Source organism: Cupriavidus necator A5-1 (genome assembly GCF_000744095.1).
In the GTDB taxonomy this organism is placed as follows: domain Bacteria; phylum Pseudomonadota; class Gammaproteobacteria; order Burkholderiales; family Burkholderiaceae; genus Cupriavidus; species Cupriavidus necator_A.
In genome coordinates, this window is record NZ_JQLI01000001.1 from 627782 (window position 1) to 646249 (window position 18468).

Consider the following 18468-nt stretch of genomic DNA (forward strand, 5'->3'; position numbering starts at 1 on the left):
CGTACGCACCTCAGCCGGCAGTCGAGCACGCGCTGGCAACCGGCGCAAAGTCGAAATGGGCGGCGGCGTATACAGCGTTGCACGCCCATACTTCTTCCCCATCCTTGTAGAAGGCAACCCATTTGCCGTCGCTGACGCAGTGGGCGCCAGGGAAGACTTCGTCATGGCCGTTCGGACCGTCCAGTGGAAAGGGCGCGTGGGGCGTGGCCCAGTAGTGGCCGCTCGGTAGGGGCGCGAATCGGTTTTGGGGGCATGCTCATTAGCCCCGCAATGCGGCGTCACACAACGCGCGCTCCGCCCCGCCGCGACGAAACGGAGGCCGTGCCAATCCTGTAACGGCGTGGCACCGTCTTGTGACATCCTCGTGTAGTCTCGCTACCAAATCACCTCCTGCTATCCGGTGCGATTTCCATGGCACGATGCCTTCAATTTGCGGCCCGTGCCTTCTGCGTCGGCGCCATCATTGTGATCGTCGCCGTCTTGAGTTCGGACAATGCCTGATCAGTCCGGCAGTTCTCGCGGCTTGCGTGACGCTGGCGGGCTGTCCAATTTTGGAAGCAAGCGCTGATGATTTTTGGCTTGCTTTGTCGTCGCTTGGCTGCAAAACAAGTCCCCTGGCAGTTATTGTCCCCACTCCCGAATGGGGTGCCGTGGCATGTCGACAAGGCTTACTCGTAATACTCCGGCGCCATCTTCAGAGTGTCGCGCTGCGCTTTGTCGTGATTGATCCAGAGCTGCGCATTTTCCTGCACCAGCAAATCGGCAATGCGCTGCATCGAGGCCAGCGTCTTGTCCTTGTCGAAGTTGATTGAAGGAACTCGGCGATTGTCCCAGTTGCTCTTGAAGTGGACGGCATCGCCCGACAGCACGAGCGCACCGGTCTTCGGCAGCTTGACTAGCAACGACTGATGGCCGGGCGTGTGGCCGGGCGTCGAGATAATCGTGACGCTGCCGTCACCGAACACGTCCTTGTCGCCTTCAATCTTGGTGACCGGATGCCCGGGCTTGAAGCGCGGTGCATTTTTGGCGCCGGGCCATTCGTATTCAGCCTTCTACACCAGCAGCATCGCCTGCGGGAACATCTCAACATTGCCAAGGTGGTCCGGGTGGGTGTGCGAGATCGCGACATATTTGATGTCCGAGGGCTTGACACCGAGTTGCTCCAACTGGCTCGCAAGCGCTTTCGGCCGACGCCAGTGTATCGCCCTCGGATCAGCCGGGGCCTCCCCGTCGGGCAGGGCGGCGATAGCGTCGTCTAGGCCCGTGTCCCACAGAATCCAGCCCTGGGCGTGCTTGATCAAGTAGCAATTGTCCGCGAACGGCATTGATTTGCCGATATTCACGCCCGGTGACCAACGCGAGATGTCACCGGCGACGCCTTCCCCGCAATTGAGGATGTAGAGCCGCTCGACACCGCTTGTCTGCTGGGCGGGCATGCCACTGCACCCAGCGAAGAGGATTACAAGCGAAGCGAGCGCGAGTTTGGCGGCGATGAACGGAGATTTCAGCATGACAGATTTCTCCTGATGGGCGGGCGAGTTCGGGCAGGGCAGATTATAAGGCTTCGAGTCGGAACGCCAATTATGTGAACGACCGCTCCTGGGGCTGCCGCTTCCGCCAGCCTTGGGGCAGCAACGGTTTGTCGCAGCACGGGGGGGCCAGGAAGAACGTGAGGTCGGCCTTGCCGGGGCGCGGCGATAGGCCACGATAACGGTGCCTTGTCGGCGCATCGGTCATCACCCAAGAAGGCAAGGCCTTAGCGGCCTATGTCCCGCGCAACTATTTGAGGGAGATCGGGCCGATGCGCGGCAGGCCGGCATCGGAATCCCTCGTGTTGCAGACGAGCACGGCAAACCGGCTAGTCGAGCGGCTTGGCTTTATGTCGATCAGCGACGCCGAGCTGCCGCCCGCCGTACTGCCCTCGCCAGCATTCCACGGCTACTGGGACGATGCTGGGACACGGATGCAGGGCGGCGCCATCCCCGCGCGGCAGCGCCAATGCAGGAATTCAACGCTGCGCATTCTGTCGCGCGGGCAGGCGGCTGGTGTGCCGCCGCGCCTGGCTAGGCCCTGACCACCGTGACGCTGAACGCGCCGTGGTCCAGCCCATCCGCAATGGCATCGCACGCATGTTTGAAAAAGCAGTAATAGGTGCCGCGCCCGTTGACCACGATCCGGAACAGGATGACTGTCCGGCGGGGTTCGGAATGCTTGTTGCTTAGAAGCTGAAAGTCACTGAGATCACGGTTACCTGCTCGTGCGACGCCGGGTTGAACCAGTACACCGCGGCGTCAATGCGCTTGGCCCTTCACCTGCGCAAACACGCCGCGCTGCAGGTTGCGGCCGTTGTCATGCACGCGCGTGCCGATGGTGATGCGCACAGATCCTGGATCAGGATACCGGCAATGCATGATCGAATCCCTCGCGCGCGCCGCCGGCAACTGCCCAAACTGAAATCGTGTTCCTACGCCCCGGCTGTGGCATGAGCAGCTTTGATCGCGGCATCACGCTCCTTGGCCGCAGCGGCCTTTGTCTCATCGAAAGCCTTCTGGGCCTCGGCTACCTTTCGCTTGTATTCCTTCCTGGCGGCGGCGATCTCCTGACGCATCTTGACGATCGCATCGCTGTGACCTTTCGCAGTAGGAGCGGTAGCGGTCTGCGCCCAACCTGGTGAAGCCATGATCGCTGCAGCCAGCATGGTCATTGTTGCCAGTCTTCTCATAATTTTCTCCCGATTCCGATTGTTCCCATGTCTCGAGCTGGTAGAACGCCAGACGGCCAAATCGACACTTGGCGGCGCCGTCGGCGTCAAGAATAAGAAGTATTGGTTGCGGGTTCCAAAGAAGTCAACCGTAGATGGCACACACAACCACCACACGGCATCGCCGTGGTCCCCCGACTGCAATCTCATTCGGCCGCTTCTCGTAGTTTTTCGGCTCTTGTTATGAGGACAACGTACTCAGGCCAGTTTCTTTTAATTTTCGGTTAAGACTTCGATGTGTCGGTACAACATCTGGAAGCCAAAAAGGTGAGGCCCGGTGCGTTGCATGCATGCGATACCACGCCATCCCCGCCTTCGGAGTAGCAGAGGCCAACGGCGAAAAGCGCTAAAGTTCTGGATTCGCCTGCCGATAAGTCGAATCGCTGCCAGCGGCAGGGCTATGGCGAATTCCCCTTGGCACCATCGTCGTGACGCGGCCGTGTCGAATTTACGGCTGCAGGAGTGTGACGACCACCTAGGCCAACCTGTCGAAACGGCAGCAACGGCGCTGACGCTGGGCGCGTTCGCTTTGCGCGGCTGATGTCAGTGTCCGTGACATCAGCCGCGCCGTACGGACCAGGTTCGACATCCGTCCACTCATTTGTCGCCAGCTTTTCGTGACGACGACGGTGGTCCAGGCAGGTCCGCGCTAAAGTCTGAAGCGTAGGTTCGAGTGTCCCTCGTCGGGCGTTGCCGATGGACTGGTGGGGGGAAAGGTGGCGTGAAGGGGAGGAGTGGGTCGCTAGCTGCTATCGCGGTCAGGCCGGCGAAGATTGGCTGGAGTCAAGCCTCCTGCTGCGCTAACGGCGGCGCCCCAGTCTGCGTGGGACGATCAGCCAAGTATATGTCTCGCTTTGTCAAATGAAGGCGAGTGCCCCTTGGTAGAATCCGGTGCCCTATGCAGCCAGTTGGCAGGTCACGCCGCCCCGATCCATCCAAGCGTGCCGCCGGTCTGAGTTAACGCGCATGCCGCCACCTATCATCTCCGTCGTTATCGCAGACGATCACCCGGTAATTCAGCTCGCAGTCAAGGCCACCTTGAGCGAGATTCCGAATGTCCGGATTTCCGCAACGTGCTCGTCAGGAAAAGAGCTCTTTTCGGCATTACAAACGCAACAACCTGACCTCATCGTCACGGATTTCACGATGGAGCGTTCCCAGGGCAATGAAGACGGCCTTCGACTGATCCACCGGCTCAGGCAGTCTTCCCCAAATACGCCGATCGTGGTCTTCACGATGTTGACCAATGGCGGACTGCTCACGCGCATCAAGGAGACGGGCGTAGAGGGAATCGTCGGGAAAAACGAGGAGCCGGGCATCCTGAGGCAAATCTGTGTCGATGCAATGACTGGTACTGGTCAGCGCCTGTCACCGGGCATAGCGGCCAGGATGTCAAGTGCGGGGGCGTTGGTCAACGGCACGGCAAGCCCGCTGTCCCCGCGGGAGATCGAAGTTGTGCGGATGTTCGCGACTGGCAGCACTCTCACGGAAATCGCGGGATATCTCCATCGATCGCTCGCTACCGTCGCGACGCAGAAGCGCTCGGCAATGCGCAAGCTGAATATCACCAGTAATGCGGACCTTGTCACGTACGCACGCGACAACGGTCTTACCTGATGCAGGACGAACGCGAGCGCTCGCAGCAACCGCCACTACACGCCGACCACTCGGTTGAGCGGAATCTGCAGCGGGAGCGCCGTGTGTTCTCGATGGTGGTCCTGCTGCTGGGGCTGGTCGCCATCGCGATCGCTTCGGCAGCCATGCTTGCCCGCCTGAATGGATCCCTGCATGCCCAGGAGCAGGTCGCGCGCCTGTACGAGCAAGGCGTAGTCGATGCAGTGCTCGAACGCCGCAGCACCCTGACGGCGACGAACTTGATCCTTGAGTTGCGCAGCAATGGCAAAGTCACCGTGGCGCCGCGCGGGCATGCCGGCAGTCTATGCACGCAGGTGTCTCCGTCTGCGCCTCCCGATTCCGTGTTGGAGCAGAGTTGCGACCAGGCTGTCCGGACGCTGACTGCCGCAAGCCAAAAGCCTTCGATCGAGATGATCTCGATTGCGAACGGGGCGACGTATCGGTATGAAGCGCCTGACGCATCGGGATCCGGCGTCGGTGCGACCCTGCCGCCGCTGTCGTCGTCAAGCATCACCACGATGATTCTTGAACGGTTCCAGAGCCGCGACATGGATCTCTTGCAGGCTGCGCGGGAGAAGCGCGTCGTATGGCTGGGCATCCCGGCGAATGCGGCCGGAGGGAGTCCGGAGATGGTTGGCGCATCGCTGGTCGCGAAAGGCGACGAACTCTACGCCATCGTGTTGACGCGGATCCCGCTGCAAGACTTGCTTCGGCCAGCCTGGCCGAACTTGTCGATCCCGGAGCCAATTGTCGTCGATCGCCTAGGCACGCCACTGGTTGCTTCAGGTGCTGGGGCCAACGCACGGCGCCTGGACGCCAGGCTGGAGGGACTTCCGGAGGGGCTGTTTCATTGGGTCCAGGACTATGGGTGGGCCCTGCGGCGCCCGCCGCTCGTTGCGGATTTCGGCCACCTGGTCTTCGCACTGCCGCTAGGGCAGCAGTTCCGGGAAATGCGGGAGGAACTGCTTGTTACCGGCCTGATGACCGCTGCGCTTCTAGCCTTGCTGTTTGCGATGTATCGCTACTGGAACTATCGCTTCCTGACCGGCACATATGCCGAGGCGGCACGCGCACAGCAGCTATTGCACGAAGCGAGACTCGCCAGCGAGGCTGCGGCCAAGGCCAAGGTGGCGTTCTTTGCGTCGATGAGCCACGAGATACGGACGCCGCTTTCCTCGCTGCTGGGAAACATGGAGCTCGTGGCCCTCGGTACGCTGGAGCCGGAGCAGCGGGCGCGGGTAAGCGCCATGCAGGTGTCGGCCGAAGGGTTGCTGCAGATCGTCAATGACGTGCTCGATTTTTCGAAGCTCGACGTGGGAGCGATGCGCCTGGCGGAGGAGCCCGTCGTCCTCACGGAACTCCTCGGGCGCATTGCAATCTCGCACGCGCCGCTTGCGGCGCGGCGTGGGCTGAGCTTCTTCGCGGTATATGGCAAGGAGATTCCGGCGCGGCTCAATCTTGACCCGGTACGCCTGACCCAGATCATCAACAACCTGCTTGGCAACGCGTTCAAGTTCACCGAGGCGGGGAAGATTGTCCTGCGCGCGCAATGGGTGGATGCAAACCTTGAGATCGTCATCACCGATACCGGCGTTGGCATACCGGAGGCATACAAGGAACGGCTCTTCCAGCCATTCTCCCAGGTCGGCAACAATCGTCTCGCGCAGGCCGGCGGGACCGGGCTTGGACTGTCAATCTGCATGCGGCTGGTGGAGCGAATGAACGGACGTATCACGCTGGACAGCGTATTAGGCGTTGGCACGCGCGTCACGGTTCACCTGCCGCTCAGTACGCCGGGTGGGCATCAGATCCCGGCGCAATGGCGCTTGGCGCCGCACCGCGCGCTGGTCCTGTCCCGTGAGCCAGAGTGCCTCGAAGGAATGCTGAACCATTTCGACTGGGGATCATGCCAGCCATCTTTCCGGTCGAGCATCGACGAGCCCATTGACGGGGACAGATTCGACTGCCTGCTCGTGACCGAGTCCTCGGATCCGGCCCAAGTCATTGCGTGGTGGCGGAAGCCGGCCTCTATCATATGGCTCAAGCAACTGGGCCCGCTCGTCCCGACCATACGGCCGGATGGCAGCCGGGAGGTGTCTGCCTACAGCCTTGCCGGTATCTATGCCGCTGCACAGGCGGTCCTCAAAATAGCTCCGGAGACTAAGCATGTCGACGAAGACCGTGTCGGGGCTGCCATACACGATCAGTCTGCAGCTCCGTTCGCGGGCCTTTCCGTGTTGGTCGCGGAAGACAATCTGCTGAACAGGAAACTGCTGCGCGACCAGCTTCACCTGCTAGGTGCGAGCGTTATCGAAGCCGGCAACGGCAACGAGGCCTTGGCAGTGTTGTCGGAGCAGGGCGTGCATGCAGTGCTGACGGACGTGGACATGCCCGTAATGAATGGATTCGACCTGCTTCGTGAAATCAGGCGGCGCGGGCCGGAGATACCCGTCTATGCCGTAAGCGCAAGCGCGAGACCGAAGGATGTTACCGAGGGGCTGGCAAGCGGGTTTACCGGCTATCTCACGAAACCGGTGTCGCTGGCGACGCTGGCTTCGGTGCTCGATGCTGTTGCCGCCCAGGCCGACCCGCTACACACGGATGATGGGGCGGCGCCAGTGCTGCTAACCGATGACGATCTCCCTGAACTGCCGTCGGTCGCCGAAGAATACGCCGAAGCGTTCCTGGCGCAGACCATGGTGGACCTGAACGAATTCGAGGCGATCCGGGCAGCGCGAGACATCCGCCACCTCGAACAGCTGCTGCATCGCATCTCGGGGACGCTCGGGGTCGTCGGGCGCTCAGGACTATCCGAACTCTGCGTTGACCTGCACGGCCACGTGGCTGAAGCCGGACGCTGGGACGATGAGATCGAACTGCAGTCCGCCTTCATCATGCAAGGCCTGATGAGCGCATGCGAACACGTGCGTGGCGAGAACCGGGTCGCCTGCGGTTCCCGTCCGCTGGCTTTCTAAGTTCTATGATTGTGAATGCTCCTGCGCGCGGTCAGCATTGAGGAGACGGCTGGATGCCTGCTTCAGGCACCACTCGTCTTGGGTACTGACCTCTTGCGAGGCCCTTAGTTTGCCCGCCTGTACGGCGGGCATTTTTTTCCTGCGCCCCGGCAGGGAGCATCGGCTAGCGCTGATTGCCGCCACGCCGAGGCGCGAATCCTTGCCACCGGGGAAAGATGGCGCAATGCCCCGGACTGGCACCTCCTCAGGAGAGTTCATGAGCAATCGTAGAAGTCTTGCTCTTGCCGCGTGCACGGCATTGGTTCTGATCTCGGGTGCGGCGGGTACGGCGCAGGCTCAAGCCTTGATGCTGAAGCCCATCGCCTATCCGCTGAGAGGACAGTCGGCCTACCAGCAGGCCAACGACGATGGGGCCTGCTATGGCTGGGCTCGGCGGGAGACCGGCGTCGATCCGGCCCGAATAGCGAGCACGCCAGCGCCGGTCATCCTGCCGGGCGGCGAGAGGGTACGGGGCGCAGCGGGCGGGGCGGCTGCCGGGGCAGTGGTGGGTGCGATTGGCGGTGACGCGGGCAGGGGGGCTGCTGCGGGCGCGGCGGTCGGCACGGTCGCTGGTGGCGCCGCCCATCGCCAGCACCGCCGGCAGGCTGCAGCCATCAGCGCACAGGCGCAGGCCAGCAACGACTGGGCCATGACGTCGTACTGGCAAGCCTGGCGTGCCTGCATGGCGGGCCGCGGTTATTCAGTACAGTAAGGATCACGGAAGGTGGACTGGGCTGGCGTCAGCCGGTCCACCCCGGGAAGCAACACGTCGGAGGCGTCCTAGAGAACGGCGCAGGCTTCTGCACTGGCGGTAACGGCAAGATCTACCCGCGCATCATTGCGCAAGACTACGCAGAGGAAGTTGCCGATGGGTTCGCCAGCGTGAGGATCTTCCCGCCACAGGTGTGGCAGGGGTGCCGTCGAAGCATGTAGCTCGCCCCGTTCGGACGCGGCATGGGATTCCGTGCCGGCTATGGCATCGCTCCAGGTTATCGCGATGGGCCCCTCCGGCTTGGTGCCAAGGAAGCAGAAAGAAGGCGCCGACAGCGAGCGCCGCGACGCGGGTCCGGTCTCGCAAGGGCCGGCGCGTAATGCCAGCACGTCATGATCGGTCTGATTGACAGTGACGATCTTTGTCCACGGCCAGGGCTCCTGGAACGGACTCCACGTCTCAGAGGTAGGGATTGCGCATCCGGAGATGGCGCTTGCTGTGGCAATGGCAATGACACATGCAGAAATCGAGGAAACAGCATTCATTGGATAGTCAATTCAGGTGAACCTGATATTCACCTGGGAGGGCATACGACGGCGGACAGGGTAAGCCGGCCTCGCCGTGGCGGCTATCAAAGGAATTCGAAATACCGGGCCACGCTTGGGGCGCATCCATTCGACGCGCCCTCACTTTCTAATTTCTTTGATAGCCCCGCCTGCGCCACCGGCATAAGGTGTGCACATTCACGGAGATGTGACTGGCCGCGCCGGTTTGCGTCGACGGTATCTGATCCACTTCGAAGGAAACTACAGGAATGATCAAGCACTGCCTTTCGGCTGTCTCGATAGCGGGCGCGGGCGCGCGCGGTCGTGGGGTGCCCAACCTTGTCATGGCCCTGCTGATTGCCGGCGCCGCGCAATCGTACGCGCAGATCCTGCCCGCTCACGGGCAGCGAGACACCGCCGCGCAGCCGGAAGCCTGCTCAGGTACCGGCGCCGGCCTGCAATCCGCGGCCTGCCGTGCCGCCAGCAATCCCGGCCAGAGCAAGTACAACCTCCTGTACGCGGACGATGTGCCAGCCGGCAAAAGCGAACGGTCTTCCGGGCCGGTTTCAGCCAGCCCGTGCCGGAGCTGCCCGACGGATGCACAATCCGGCTGGCAAGCCGGGCGCATGCCGGACAGCGCCGCCAGGAGCAGCCGCAGCGAATCAGCGGGTACTACGCCGACCAGCACACTGTAGTTCTCAACGCAGCCGAGTACCTGGCAAGTCAAACACCGGGCCCTGGTGCCCGATCTCTCTATTTCCCCGATGAAACTGCGTCAATATCTGCTGGCGGGCCTTGGCCTGCTGGCAATGCATGAACCAGCGTTCGCCTCCTTCCTCAGCGGAAAGGCCCTGGAGAGCGCCGCCAATGCCATCTCCTGGGTGGTGATGATATTCGTGCCGCTTGCAGCCATCTACCTGTTCTGGATGCTGCATATCTGGCCGGATACGGTCGCCCACCGGAAGCAGCATCCGCAAAGGGAAGCCATCCATGCGCTATGCCTGCTTTCGCTCTTCTTCGGCGGACTGCTGTGGCCGATGGCCTGGCTCTGGGCACACACCAAGCCGGTGTTCTACCGGGCGGCCTATGGCACCGACAAACTGCCGGAAGATGAAGCGGCGCGAGGCGCGGGACATGCCCCCATCGGCCGTCCCGGGAACGTCGCGTCCCTACGGGCGACGGCACGCGGCGTTACGTCCGACGCAGGGGAGCAGAGCTGAATGGATGCGCTGCTGCTTGCAATCTACGCGCTGGCCGTCTGGCTGGTCTTCTTCAAGTTCAAATGGCTACCATGGAACACGACTTCCATGGTCATTGTGGTCACGATTCCGGTGGTCGCCCTGACGCTGCTGGTCCTGACGCTGAACGTGGTGGCGCCTTCCTCCCATGATGTCAGGGTGGTTGGCAAGGTCCTCCAGGTGGTGCCGCAAGTGCGGGGGCGTATTGTCGAGCTTCCGGCCGAGGGTAACCGGCACTACAGCAAGGGCGATGTCCTGCTGCGCATCGACCCGACGCCGTATCAGGCCTCAGTCAAACAACTCGAGGGCAGGTTGATGGCGGACGATGCCGGGTTGGCTGAAGCGCAGGCAGCGGCGCGCCAACTCGGCGAATCCGTGCGCGGTGCGGCCGGCAAGGTTGCCACGGTGCAAGCCAAGCTGTCGCTCGCCCGCCAGCGCCTCAAGGAACATGAGGCCCTGCTTGCAGCAGGGGCCGGTTCGAAGTTCGACCGGGAAGATGCCCTGGCCCGGCAGCACGAACTGGAAGGCGAACTGGTCAGTGCGCAAGCTGTCGAGGACGAGGCGCGGCAGAAGCTGTCGGCGAGGAGCCAGGGGGAATTCGCCGCCATCGCCACGGCGCGCGCCAAGCGTGCGGAAACTGAAGTCATGCTCGAGAACGCCCGATGGGAACTTGGCCAAACCGAGTACCGGGCGCCCGCAGACGGCAAGGTCGTGAACCTGCAGGTGCGCGTGGGCACGATGCTGGTCCCGTTTCCGTTCTCACCGGCATTCAGCTTCGTGGAGGATGAGCAGGAGGTGGTCGCCTTCTACACGCAGAACGAGCTTTACAACGTCAAGGCGGGGGACGTTGCCGAGATCTACCTGCCGACGCATCCAGGTGAAATTATCAAGGCAAAGGTGGATTCGATCGTCTGGGCACAATCGCAAGGCCAGTTCGCGCAGGGCGGAATGATCCCGAACACTGGTGCCACGGAAGCAGTGCCGAACCGATTTGCGGTCAAGCTGGACCTGCGCGACGAATCGAAGGGCCAGATGCTTCCGGTCGGGGCTGTCGGCGCGGGTGCCATCTACACCACGCACATGAAGATGTTCCATATCGTTCGGATGGTCTTCCTGCGCGTCAGTTCCAAGCTGAACTATCTGGTATTCAAGCTCCATTAAAGGCAAGCCTGTGTCGTCATCTCTCAACAAGACCATTCCGGTACTGCTGACGCTGCCGCTCTCCATGCTCTTTGGCTGCGCCCTGCAGGCGCCGCCGGATAGCGCCAGCCTTCGAGGCCAGGCCGTCCCGGCGCTTGAAGGGCAGCGCACCTGGGCAAACGCGGCCGAAGCAGGCGAGCCCGCGGGCGACTGGCTTGCAAGCTTCGGCGATGCCGAGTTGCAGCGGCTGGCCCGGGAAGCGATCGCGCACAACGGCGATCTCAGGCTGGCAGCGGTGCGCGTCGAGCAGGCGCAGGCACTCGTTACCATGCAAAGCAGCGGCCTGTTACCGAGCGCGGGCGTGAAGGGCAGGGCCGGCCATTCGGAAACCCAGTTCCTCTCGATTGGTGCGAGCTGGGAGATCGATCTCTGGGGCCGCATCCGTGCACAGTCGCGCGCGGCAAAATCCCAGTACGCCGCTACCGCGGACGAATATCTCTGGGCGCAGCGCGTCGTCGCAGCCGCCACTGCTAAAGCATGGTTCACGCTGATCCGGTCCGCAAAGCTGGAGGACCGGCAGCGGCAAGCCGTTGCCATACAGGAGCAACTGGTGCAGATAACCGAGCGGCGGGTTGCCATCGGTGCGGCGCCGGATACTGAGCTGGTGGAAGCGAAGAATGCGCTGCGCACGCAGGTGGATTCGCTCCGGAAGGCCGAACTGGCCAGGAGCCAGGCCGCGCAAGCCCTGGAGCTGCTGCTGGGCCGCTACCCTGCCGGGGAAATCGGGGACGGGGATAGTGTGGCGAAGCTGGAGCTGCCCGCCATGCCCGTAGCTCCGCAGGCAGGCCTGCCTGCAGACCTGCTCGATCGCCGCCCGGACTTAACGGCTGCGGCACACCGCGTCGCCGCGGCCTTCGACCTGAGGCAGTCCGCCGAGGCAGCGCGGCTGCCAAGCATTTCAATCAGCGCGGCCATTACTGGCATCCGCAGCGACGTGCTGCTGCTCAACCAGGCCGGCACTCCGATCAAGGGACTGAATGGCGCGATCTTCGCGCCGCTGTTCACGGGGGGAGAGCTCAAGGCCAGGGCGGACTACTACAGCGCCGAGCAGAAGGCCGCCATGATCGCATATGGCAACAGTGCCCTGCAGGCACTGGGCGAGGTCGATGCGGGGTTGCGTGCTGAATCGAATCTTGCAGATCGCACCAGACAACTGCAGGATCGGGTGAACGAGAGCCAGCTATTGGTACAGCGCGAGGAGGCACGCGTAAGCATTGGTGCTTCCGACCCGCGCGGCGTCCTGAAGGCTCGGCAGACACTGCTGGCTGCCGAGATGAATCTGATCAACGTGCGGGGCGATCATCTCAACCAGCGTATTGCGCTGCTGTTGGCGTTGGGGGGAGACTGGAGCGGGAGAACCAGGGAAAGCGCTTGAATGAGCCAGCGCCCTCGCATACGAATTCAGCCTTTTGCTCCGCGGATATGGCACCGGCACTTCTCACTATTGGTCCGGTATTCGGTCGCCGAGGGACGTCTTGACCTTCGCGGCTGCCTGGGAAATCCGGTCTCGGACGACGCCAATCGCCTGCTTGAGGGCGTAGACATCCTGGAAGTAGCGCTGCGGCAGCCGTATCTGGCTGGCGTGCGCGTCGATGTTCTCGATCTCGTCGCGCCATTGCGCCACCTGCTCTGTGGTCGGCTCGCCGTTTCTCCAGATTTCATCTTCCAGCGCCTTGATCTCGTGGTACCAGACTACAAGCCGTTTCTTGTACCGCGCCTCTATCATGCGCGGCAATGCCTGCAGCAAGCCGAGCAGCAAAGCCATGAAGGGCAGCAGGATCAGCAGGCGCCGTTCGATGAAGCTGGCGAGCCAGAAAGGGAGGTAGCGCTGCAGGAAGGGGCGTCCGGACTTGAAGTAGCGCGTGCTTTCGTCCGAGATCGGAAACTCGCTCGTATTCAGGTTGGGAAACGTGCCCAGCCGCGTGAAGTAGTCCTCGCCGCCATGCACGGACTTGGTTACCTCCAGCAACAGGTAGACCAGGGCAGGGTGGAGGGTGTCCTTGGAGACCAGCAGGGCCGTGGCGGCCAGCAGCGTGACATCCGCTTGCGGAAGATCCTTGGAGATGCTGGTCGATGCGCGCGGGAATGTGAGCTTGGAGAGAGAGGGAAACCTCTGCACCAGGGCGTCGGCCTGGGCGAAATTCATCAGCTTCAGGTCGCTGTTCAGCAGCTTCTGCTGCATGTCGGCATCCGGCCTCCCGATGAAGAAGGCGGCGTCGAGCTGGCCACCGAGGAGGCGTTGATAGGCCTGGGTAGCGTCCATTTCCAGCAGCATGCTGTTGCTCGCGTTGACGCCACTATGTTTGAGCAATACGCGCGAGATATTCAGCAGGCCGCTGCCGGGTACGCCGATCGAGATCCGCTTGCCGCTTAGCTGTGCCAGCCGGTCGATCGTGGCCTTGCCACGATAGAACACCCAGATCGGTTCGTAGGCAACGGCGGCAATGGTCTGCAGGTGGTCGGCTTCCGTCGGGGTGGTGGTGCCTGACTGGATGAAGCCGACGTCGTATTCGCTGTCGGGATCCGTCAGCCTCGCATAATTCTCGACCGATCCGGCGGAGTTGCGGATATCAAGTGTGATGCCGTCGCGTTTGAGGAGAGGGGCATAGCGATCCGCAAAGCCGCGGTAGATGCCCTTGTCCGCGCCGGTTGTGATTACGATGGTGCGCTGGATAGCGGGTTCGAGGACGACCTCCACTCCCCAGCCCAAGGCAGCGACCAGCATGATGGCGCCAGTGATCACAAGCCGCCGGCGCCCCGGTGTCATGGGCGCCTTCTGGCTGCGTCGGAGCGCTGGGTTGGGCCTGGGCATTGCTTGGCTCTCTTGTCAGGTTTCTTCTATGCCGTATGGCTTGGGCGCCATACGATATCAGATTGTCCTGTAGCGAAGCTGGCGATTGCGCCAGCAGGCGGGGCAACGCCGCGTTCCGTAACGCCAATGCGCGACGGTACCTGGGGTGATCGTCCTTTTCCTGCAGATTGATACGGTTATGAGTCAGCCCAGACCCCTTGTTGGGTTGGGTTGCAGCCCATTCGCCTGACCTTATTGCGGCCATCCGAGCACTTGTCGTACAGTTTTGTCCCGAACGACACCAACGAAAAGTGTAGATATCGGCATTTTCGTATCGCTACGTTGGCAGGGAAGAGTTGCCCGCCCGGTTGACCGAATTTGACCTGAGGCAGTTTTTTCAGCTCACCAGTGCTGACATCGCGGCAATACGGGAGCGGTTTCGGGCCGACAGATACGCCGCGGTCGGCCTACAGCTCGTTTGCCTCCGGGCCTTCGGTCGGCCGTTGGACCGGTTTGCTGCCGTTCCGCGCAATCTCCTTCGGTACCTGTGTGAAGCTTTCTCCGCGCCGCTGTTGTCGATTGCCAGCCTGAAGACGCTGTACCAGCGACGCCCGACGTTGTACGAGCATCAGCAATGGGTCAAGGAGCACCTTGGCATCAAGGCGCTCGATGTCACCAGCCAGGCCGCTTTGCTGGAGATGCTCCGCGTGCAAGCTGCCGCAGCGCCACACGTGGATGAACTCGTCACCACTGCCCAGCGATGGCTCCACGATCGCTGCCTCCTCATTCCCGGCCAGCGCCAGCTCACAGACTTGGCACGGCATGCATTTTCCGCCTACGAGGCGCAAATGCTCGCGGCGGTCAACCGCGCAGTGCCGGCGGCCACGCTGCAGCACTGCATGGAATCCGTCCGCAGTCCGCGGGCTGACGGCACTGCAACACACCTCGAGTGGATCAAGGCGCCTTCCGGGCGCAATGGCCCCAAGAACCTCGCTGAAACGCTGGACACGATCCGCTACCTGAAGTCCCTTGCTGTGCACGAGTGGAACCTGGATGACATCGCGTTGCCCAAACTGCGTGCCTATGCGCAGAAGGTGCAAGCAAGGCGCCCGGGCAAGACCAAAGCACTGAAGGGGAGCACCCAGGCGCTCGAACTGGTGTGCTTTCTGCGGATGGGCTTGCTGGAACTCACCGATATCGCGATGCACCAGACCAGCCGACGCACACCCGTTCTGCCGTGGAAGGCAGGCAGCAGGCGCTCAAGGCCAAGGCCGTTCTGCAAGACAAGAGCAAGTCCACCACGCAGCGAGTGGATGAAGCCCTGACGCACCTGGCCGTCGTCACCGACGGGGCGCAATCGAGCTTTGCGTCACACGTGCGGGCGGCGCTGACCAGTAGCCATCAGCGGGTTCACGCTCTGCTGTCGGGCCTGGAAGACCTGGAGTTCGGAGGCAGGGAGGACGATCCCGGCTTTGCGAACCTCAAGGCATGGCGCGAACTGCAGACGAGGAAGCTCAATGCTCTGCCAGAAGACTTTACGGAGACCGGCGTTGGCACGGCGTGGCATGACCTCGTCCATGACCCTGACCCAAAGCGCGGCTACCAGGCCTTCGCTGCTTGCACGATGATGTCGCTACACAAGAGCCTGCGTCGGGGCAGCGTATGGATTGACCACTCGATGCGCTTTCGTGATCGCGACCAAATGCTCATTCCTGCCAAGGAGTGGGAGCGCGACCGTGCCAAGTACCGCGCGCTGTTGGGCCTGCCAGCCACCGCTGATACCTTCATCGAACAGCTACTGGATACGCTTCGTGCTGGCGTGGCTGTGGTGGCCGAGGCCTGCGCTCAAGGCAAGATCGATATTGGAAACGATGGCATGCTTCACCTGCCGGCGATTGTGCCGCTGGAGCAGGACGATGAGCCGCGCCGCACGCGCGACTTGATCTACAAGACAATCGGCGATGTGCAGTTTCCGGACCTATTGCTGGAGGTCGACGCGTCGACCAATTTCAGCGAGGTGCTACTCGGGCACCGGGCAGAGTCCGTGGCCGAACTGCTGTCGACCTATGCGGCCTTGCTCGCCCATGGCACCGAGATCGACGCCAAGGGCATCGCAGCAATGATTCCCGGCATCGACACCGCTCAGGTGTCACTTGCCATGCGCGCGCTGGAGACCCATGGCCATTTGCGCAGGGCCAACGAGGTGGTGTCCGAATTCCAGGGAAAGATCCCGTTAGCCACGCACTGGGGCACCGGAAATAAGGCATCGGCCGACATGATGAGATGTCATTGGACGTTTCACGGCATCTGTGGATCGCTCGCGTTGATCCGCGCCGACGCACCTACGCGGCCGGCATCTACACCCACGTGCTCGACAAGTGGGGCATCGTCTATGATCAACCGATCGTCTTGAACGAGCGTCAGGCAGGGGTTGCAATCGAGGGTGTGGAGCAGCACAACCGCAGCGAGGACCATATCCGCCTGTCGTTACTGGCAGTGGACACGCACGGCTACACGAACGCCGCGATGGCCACGGCCAAGGGCCTGAGTTTCGATCTATGTCCGCGCCTGCGCGATCTGGCAGAGCGCAAGCTGTACCTGCCTGCAGAGTTCAAGGTGCCGGAACGTATCGAGCGTGTCACCACGAAGCGCTTGTCCTTGAGAGCCATACGCCTGGGTTGGGACGATTTCCTCCGGGTGCTGGCATCGATCCGTATCGGCCGCATTAGCGCTGAGCTCGCGATGCAACGGTTCGGCAGCGCCGCCAGGACCAACAAGGCGCACAAAGCTGCCGAGCATCTCGGTCGGCTGTTGCGTAGCATCTTCCTGTGCGACTATGTGACCATTGAAGACTTCCGCCGTGAAATCCATACATTGCTCAGCCGGGGGGGAGTCGGTGCACCAGCTGCAGCGCGCGATCCATGCTGGCCGGGTACCACACGAACGCGGCCGGCGAGGCGATGAGATGAAGGCGATCTCGGGGGCGCACGCGCTTCTGACCAACATCGTACTGGCGTGGAACACCCACCGCATGAACGATGTCGTCGAGCGTTTGCGCAAGAGTGGTACGAATATCGAGGACGCTTGGCTGCGCCGCATGGGGCCCGGGCATTTCGGACACATCAACTTCCGTGAGACTTTCAGCTTCGGTGTGGATCGCTACACTGAGGCGCTCATCCAAGGCCGCCGCGCGGCTATCGGAGGGGCAATGACATGACCGCAACATCAAACACCGCAGAGCACAATCCATCAGCAGCCGAAAATCGGCACGCCGCAGTGGCTCGAGGCCGAGAAATGCGTGGATTCGCGTGGTCGGCAAGGGCCGCAAGGCCGGAAGTGTGTGCTGCCACCGCTGGCCCGCCGTGCGCTCGATCGCTACCTCGTGGAGCGTGGACTGCCAGTGGCGCCATCGAAGTGGCGACCCATCGACGCCGCTCATCGGCAGCTTGGGCGAAGAGGGTGGGATCACCGCCTGGCGTTTGTGACGGGTGATGAAGCGATTTTTCGCGACCGCCGCCGCCGTCGTCGAAGACGGCGGCCCGGCCTTGGCCGAAAATCTGCGGCGCGCGAACCCGCACTGGACGAGGCACACCCATGCAACTCACTTGCTCAACGGTGGCGCGGAACTCACGACCGTGCGCGACAACTTGCGGCACTCGTCCCTGGCCACGACTTCGATGGACCTGCATGCGGACGACGTCCGGCGTGCGAAGCAGGTAGCCGATCAGTTCGGCGCACCCTAAGCATGTCCCTCCGTGTGCCAGCTTCGCAAGGGCGGAAATGGTGGGCAAGCGTACCAATCTGCAAAAAAGGACCGTGCGGCGCGATTGGAGGCTCACTAAGTCATTGTTACAGAACGTCTTTTTTTCTGCCTGACCGTATCAATCTGCAGCAATAGGACGATAACCCCAGGTGGGGCGCGTTGCTGTCGCTGCTCATCTGCGCCATTGGCGTCAATGGTGGGGGTGGATACCCTTTTCGTCGCTGGCGCTGCGGGACTGGTCCTTTCGCTTTCCTATGAAATAGACGCTCTCACTCGGGTGCTCTCATTCGGGCCGCTGGTATTTCTTGGCGAGGGTTCATACTGCATCTACATCGTGCAGCGAATCCCTCAGTATCTGTTCTCCTTCGCGAGGTCCCGGCTGCCCGACCTTGCCATGATGCCGGCTGCGGTGCAGGCTTTGATCCTGTTGGCGCTGACGGTCGGCGCTTCTGTCTTTCTTCACTACATGATAGAAAAGCCGATGCGGTCCCGGATCAACCGCTACTTCGGTTCAAGCCGCAAGCGGGGCGGGTCACTGGCGACTCCCTGAGGACTGACGGCAAGGGTCGCAGGTCCAGTTATAGCCGCGCACCAACTGGCTGGCCCCTTGGCGCAAAGCTACGCTCGTCGTGAAACTACAATGACCCGCCGTCCAGGATCAATACTTCTCGAATCAACGCAAGGTGATCAGGGTCGGACTGAATATCTTCTGGACTGTGATAGCGTAACGGTTGCACCGGGCGGCCTTGTCGTCGAAGGCGTGGAATTACGGCGTCAGTGCGAATTGTCGCCTACGGCAAGCAGACCGG

General features: G+C 62.2%; 11 protein-coding genes and 3 pseudogenes. 11 read left to right on the forward strand and 3 right to left on the reverse strand.

Features of this window, described 5'->3' with window-relative positions; genetic code table 11:
- Positions 1-668 precede the first annotated feature (668 nt).
- Positions 669-1730: pseudogene (locus tag K307_RS50555) on the reverse strand (N-acyl homoserine lactonase family protein).
- Positions 1731-1831: 101 nt separating this feature from the next.
- Here K307_RS50555 and K307_RS02945 point away from each other — a divergent pair.
- Positions 1832-2074, forward strand: coding sequence for a hypothetical protein (locus K307_RS02945; RefSeq protein ID WP_155301045.1), 243 nt, complete (start codon positions 1832-1834; stop codon positions 2072-2074).
- A 390-nt stretch (positions 2075-2464) separates the two neighbouring features.
- Here the strand turns inward: K307_RS02945 and K307_RS02950 are convergent, their stop codons facing one another.
- Positions 2465-2704, reverse strand: a complete 240-nt coding sequence (locus K307_RS02950; RefSeq protein ID WP_230625422.1) for a hypothetical protein — start codon at positions 2702-2704, stop codon at positions 2465-2467.
- Between the two features lie 1023 nt (positions 2705-3727).
- Here K307_RS02950 and K307_RS02955 point away from each other — a divergent pair.
- From K307_RS02955 to K307_RS02985, 7 genes are all read left to right on the forward strand, one after another.
- A complete protein-coding gene (locus K307_RS02955) occupies positions 3728-4378 on the forward strand; it encodes a response regulator transcription factor (RefSeq protein WP_042876211.1) in 651 nt (216 codons plus the stop codon).
- Positions 4378-7371, forward strand: a complete 2994-nt coding sequence (locus tag K307_RS02960) for an ATP-binding protein (protein ID WP_042876213.1) — start codon at positions 4378-4380, stop codon at positions 7369-7371. Before K307_RS02955 ends, K307_RS02960 begins: the two co-directional genes overlap by 1 nt.
- A gap of 256 nt (positions 7372-7627) precedes the next feature.
- On the forward strand, positions 7628-8122 hold the full coding sequence (locus tag K307_RS02965) for a YMGG-like glycine zipper-containing protein (protein WP_042876214.1): 495 nt from the start codon (positions 7628-7630) through the stop codon (positions 8120-8122).
- Between the two features lie 814 nt (positions 8123-8936).
- Positions 8937-9362, forward strand: a complete 426-nt coding sequence (locus K307_RS02970) for a hypothetical protein (protein WP_042876216.1) — start codon at positions 8937-8939, stop codon at positions 9360-9362.
- A 69-nt stretch (positions 9363-9431) separates the two neighbouring features.
- Positions 9432-9887, forward strand: a complete 456-nt coding sequence (locus K307_RS02975; protein WP_042876218.1) for a DUF3302 domain-containing protein — start codon at positions 9432-9434, stop codon at positions 9885-9887.
- Positions 9888-11066 (forward strand): HlyD family secretion protein, encoded by a 1179-nt coding sequence (locus K307_RS02980; RefSeq protein WP_042876220.1) that lies wholly within the window; start codon positions 9888-9890, stop codon positions 11064-11066.
- A 10-nt stretch (positions 11067-11076) separates the two neighbouring features.
- Positions 11077-12480, forward strand: coding sequence for an efflux transporter outer membrane subunit (locus tag K307_RS02985; protein ID WP_042876221.1), 1404 nt, complete (start codon positions 11077-11079; stop codon positions 12478-12480).
- 66 nt (positions 12481-12546) lie between these two features.
- Here K307_RS02985 and K307_RS02990 read toward each other — a convergent pair whose 3' ends face one another.
- Positions 12547-13872 carry a TAXI family TRAP transporter solute-binding subunit gene (locus K307_RS02990; protein WP_042876222.1) on the reverse strand — a complete coding sequence of 442 codons (1326 nt, stop codon included), beginning with the start codon at positions 13870-13872 and terminating at the stop codon, positions 12547-12549.
- 341 nt (positions 13873-14213) lie between these two features.
- Here K307_RS02990 and K307_RS02995 point away from each other — a divergent pair.
- From K307_RS02995 to K307_RS03005, 3 genes and pseudogenes are all read left to right on the forward strand, one after another.
- Positions 14214-17113: pseudogene (locus tag K307_RS02995) on the forward strand (Tn3 family transposase).
- Between the two features lie 76 nt (positions 17114-17189).
- Positions 17190-17639: pseudogene (locus tag K307_RS45330) on the forward strand (tyrosine-type recombinase/integrase); the annotation flags it as partial.
- Positions 17640-17861: 222 nt separating this feature from the next.
- Entirely contained in the window at positions 17862-18209 is a 348-nt protein-coding gene (locus tag K307_RS03005; RefSeq protein ID WP_155301046.1) for an acyltransferase family protein, read from the forward strand.
- The last annotated feature ends 259 nt before the right edge of the window (positions 18210-18468 follow it).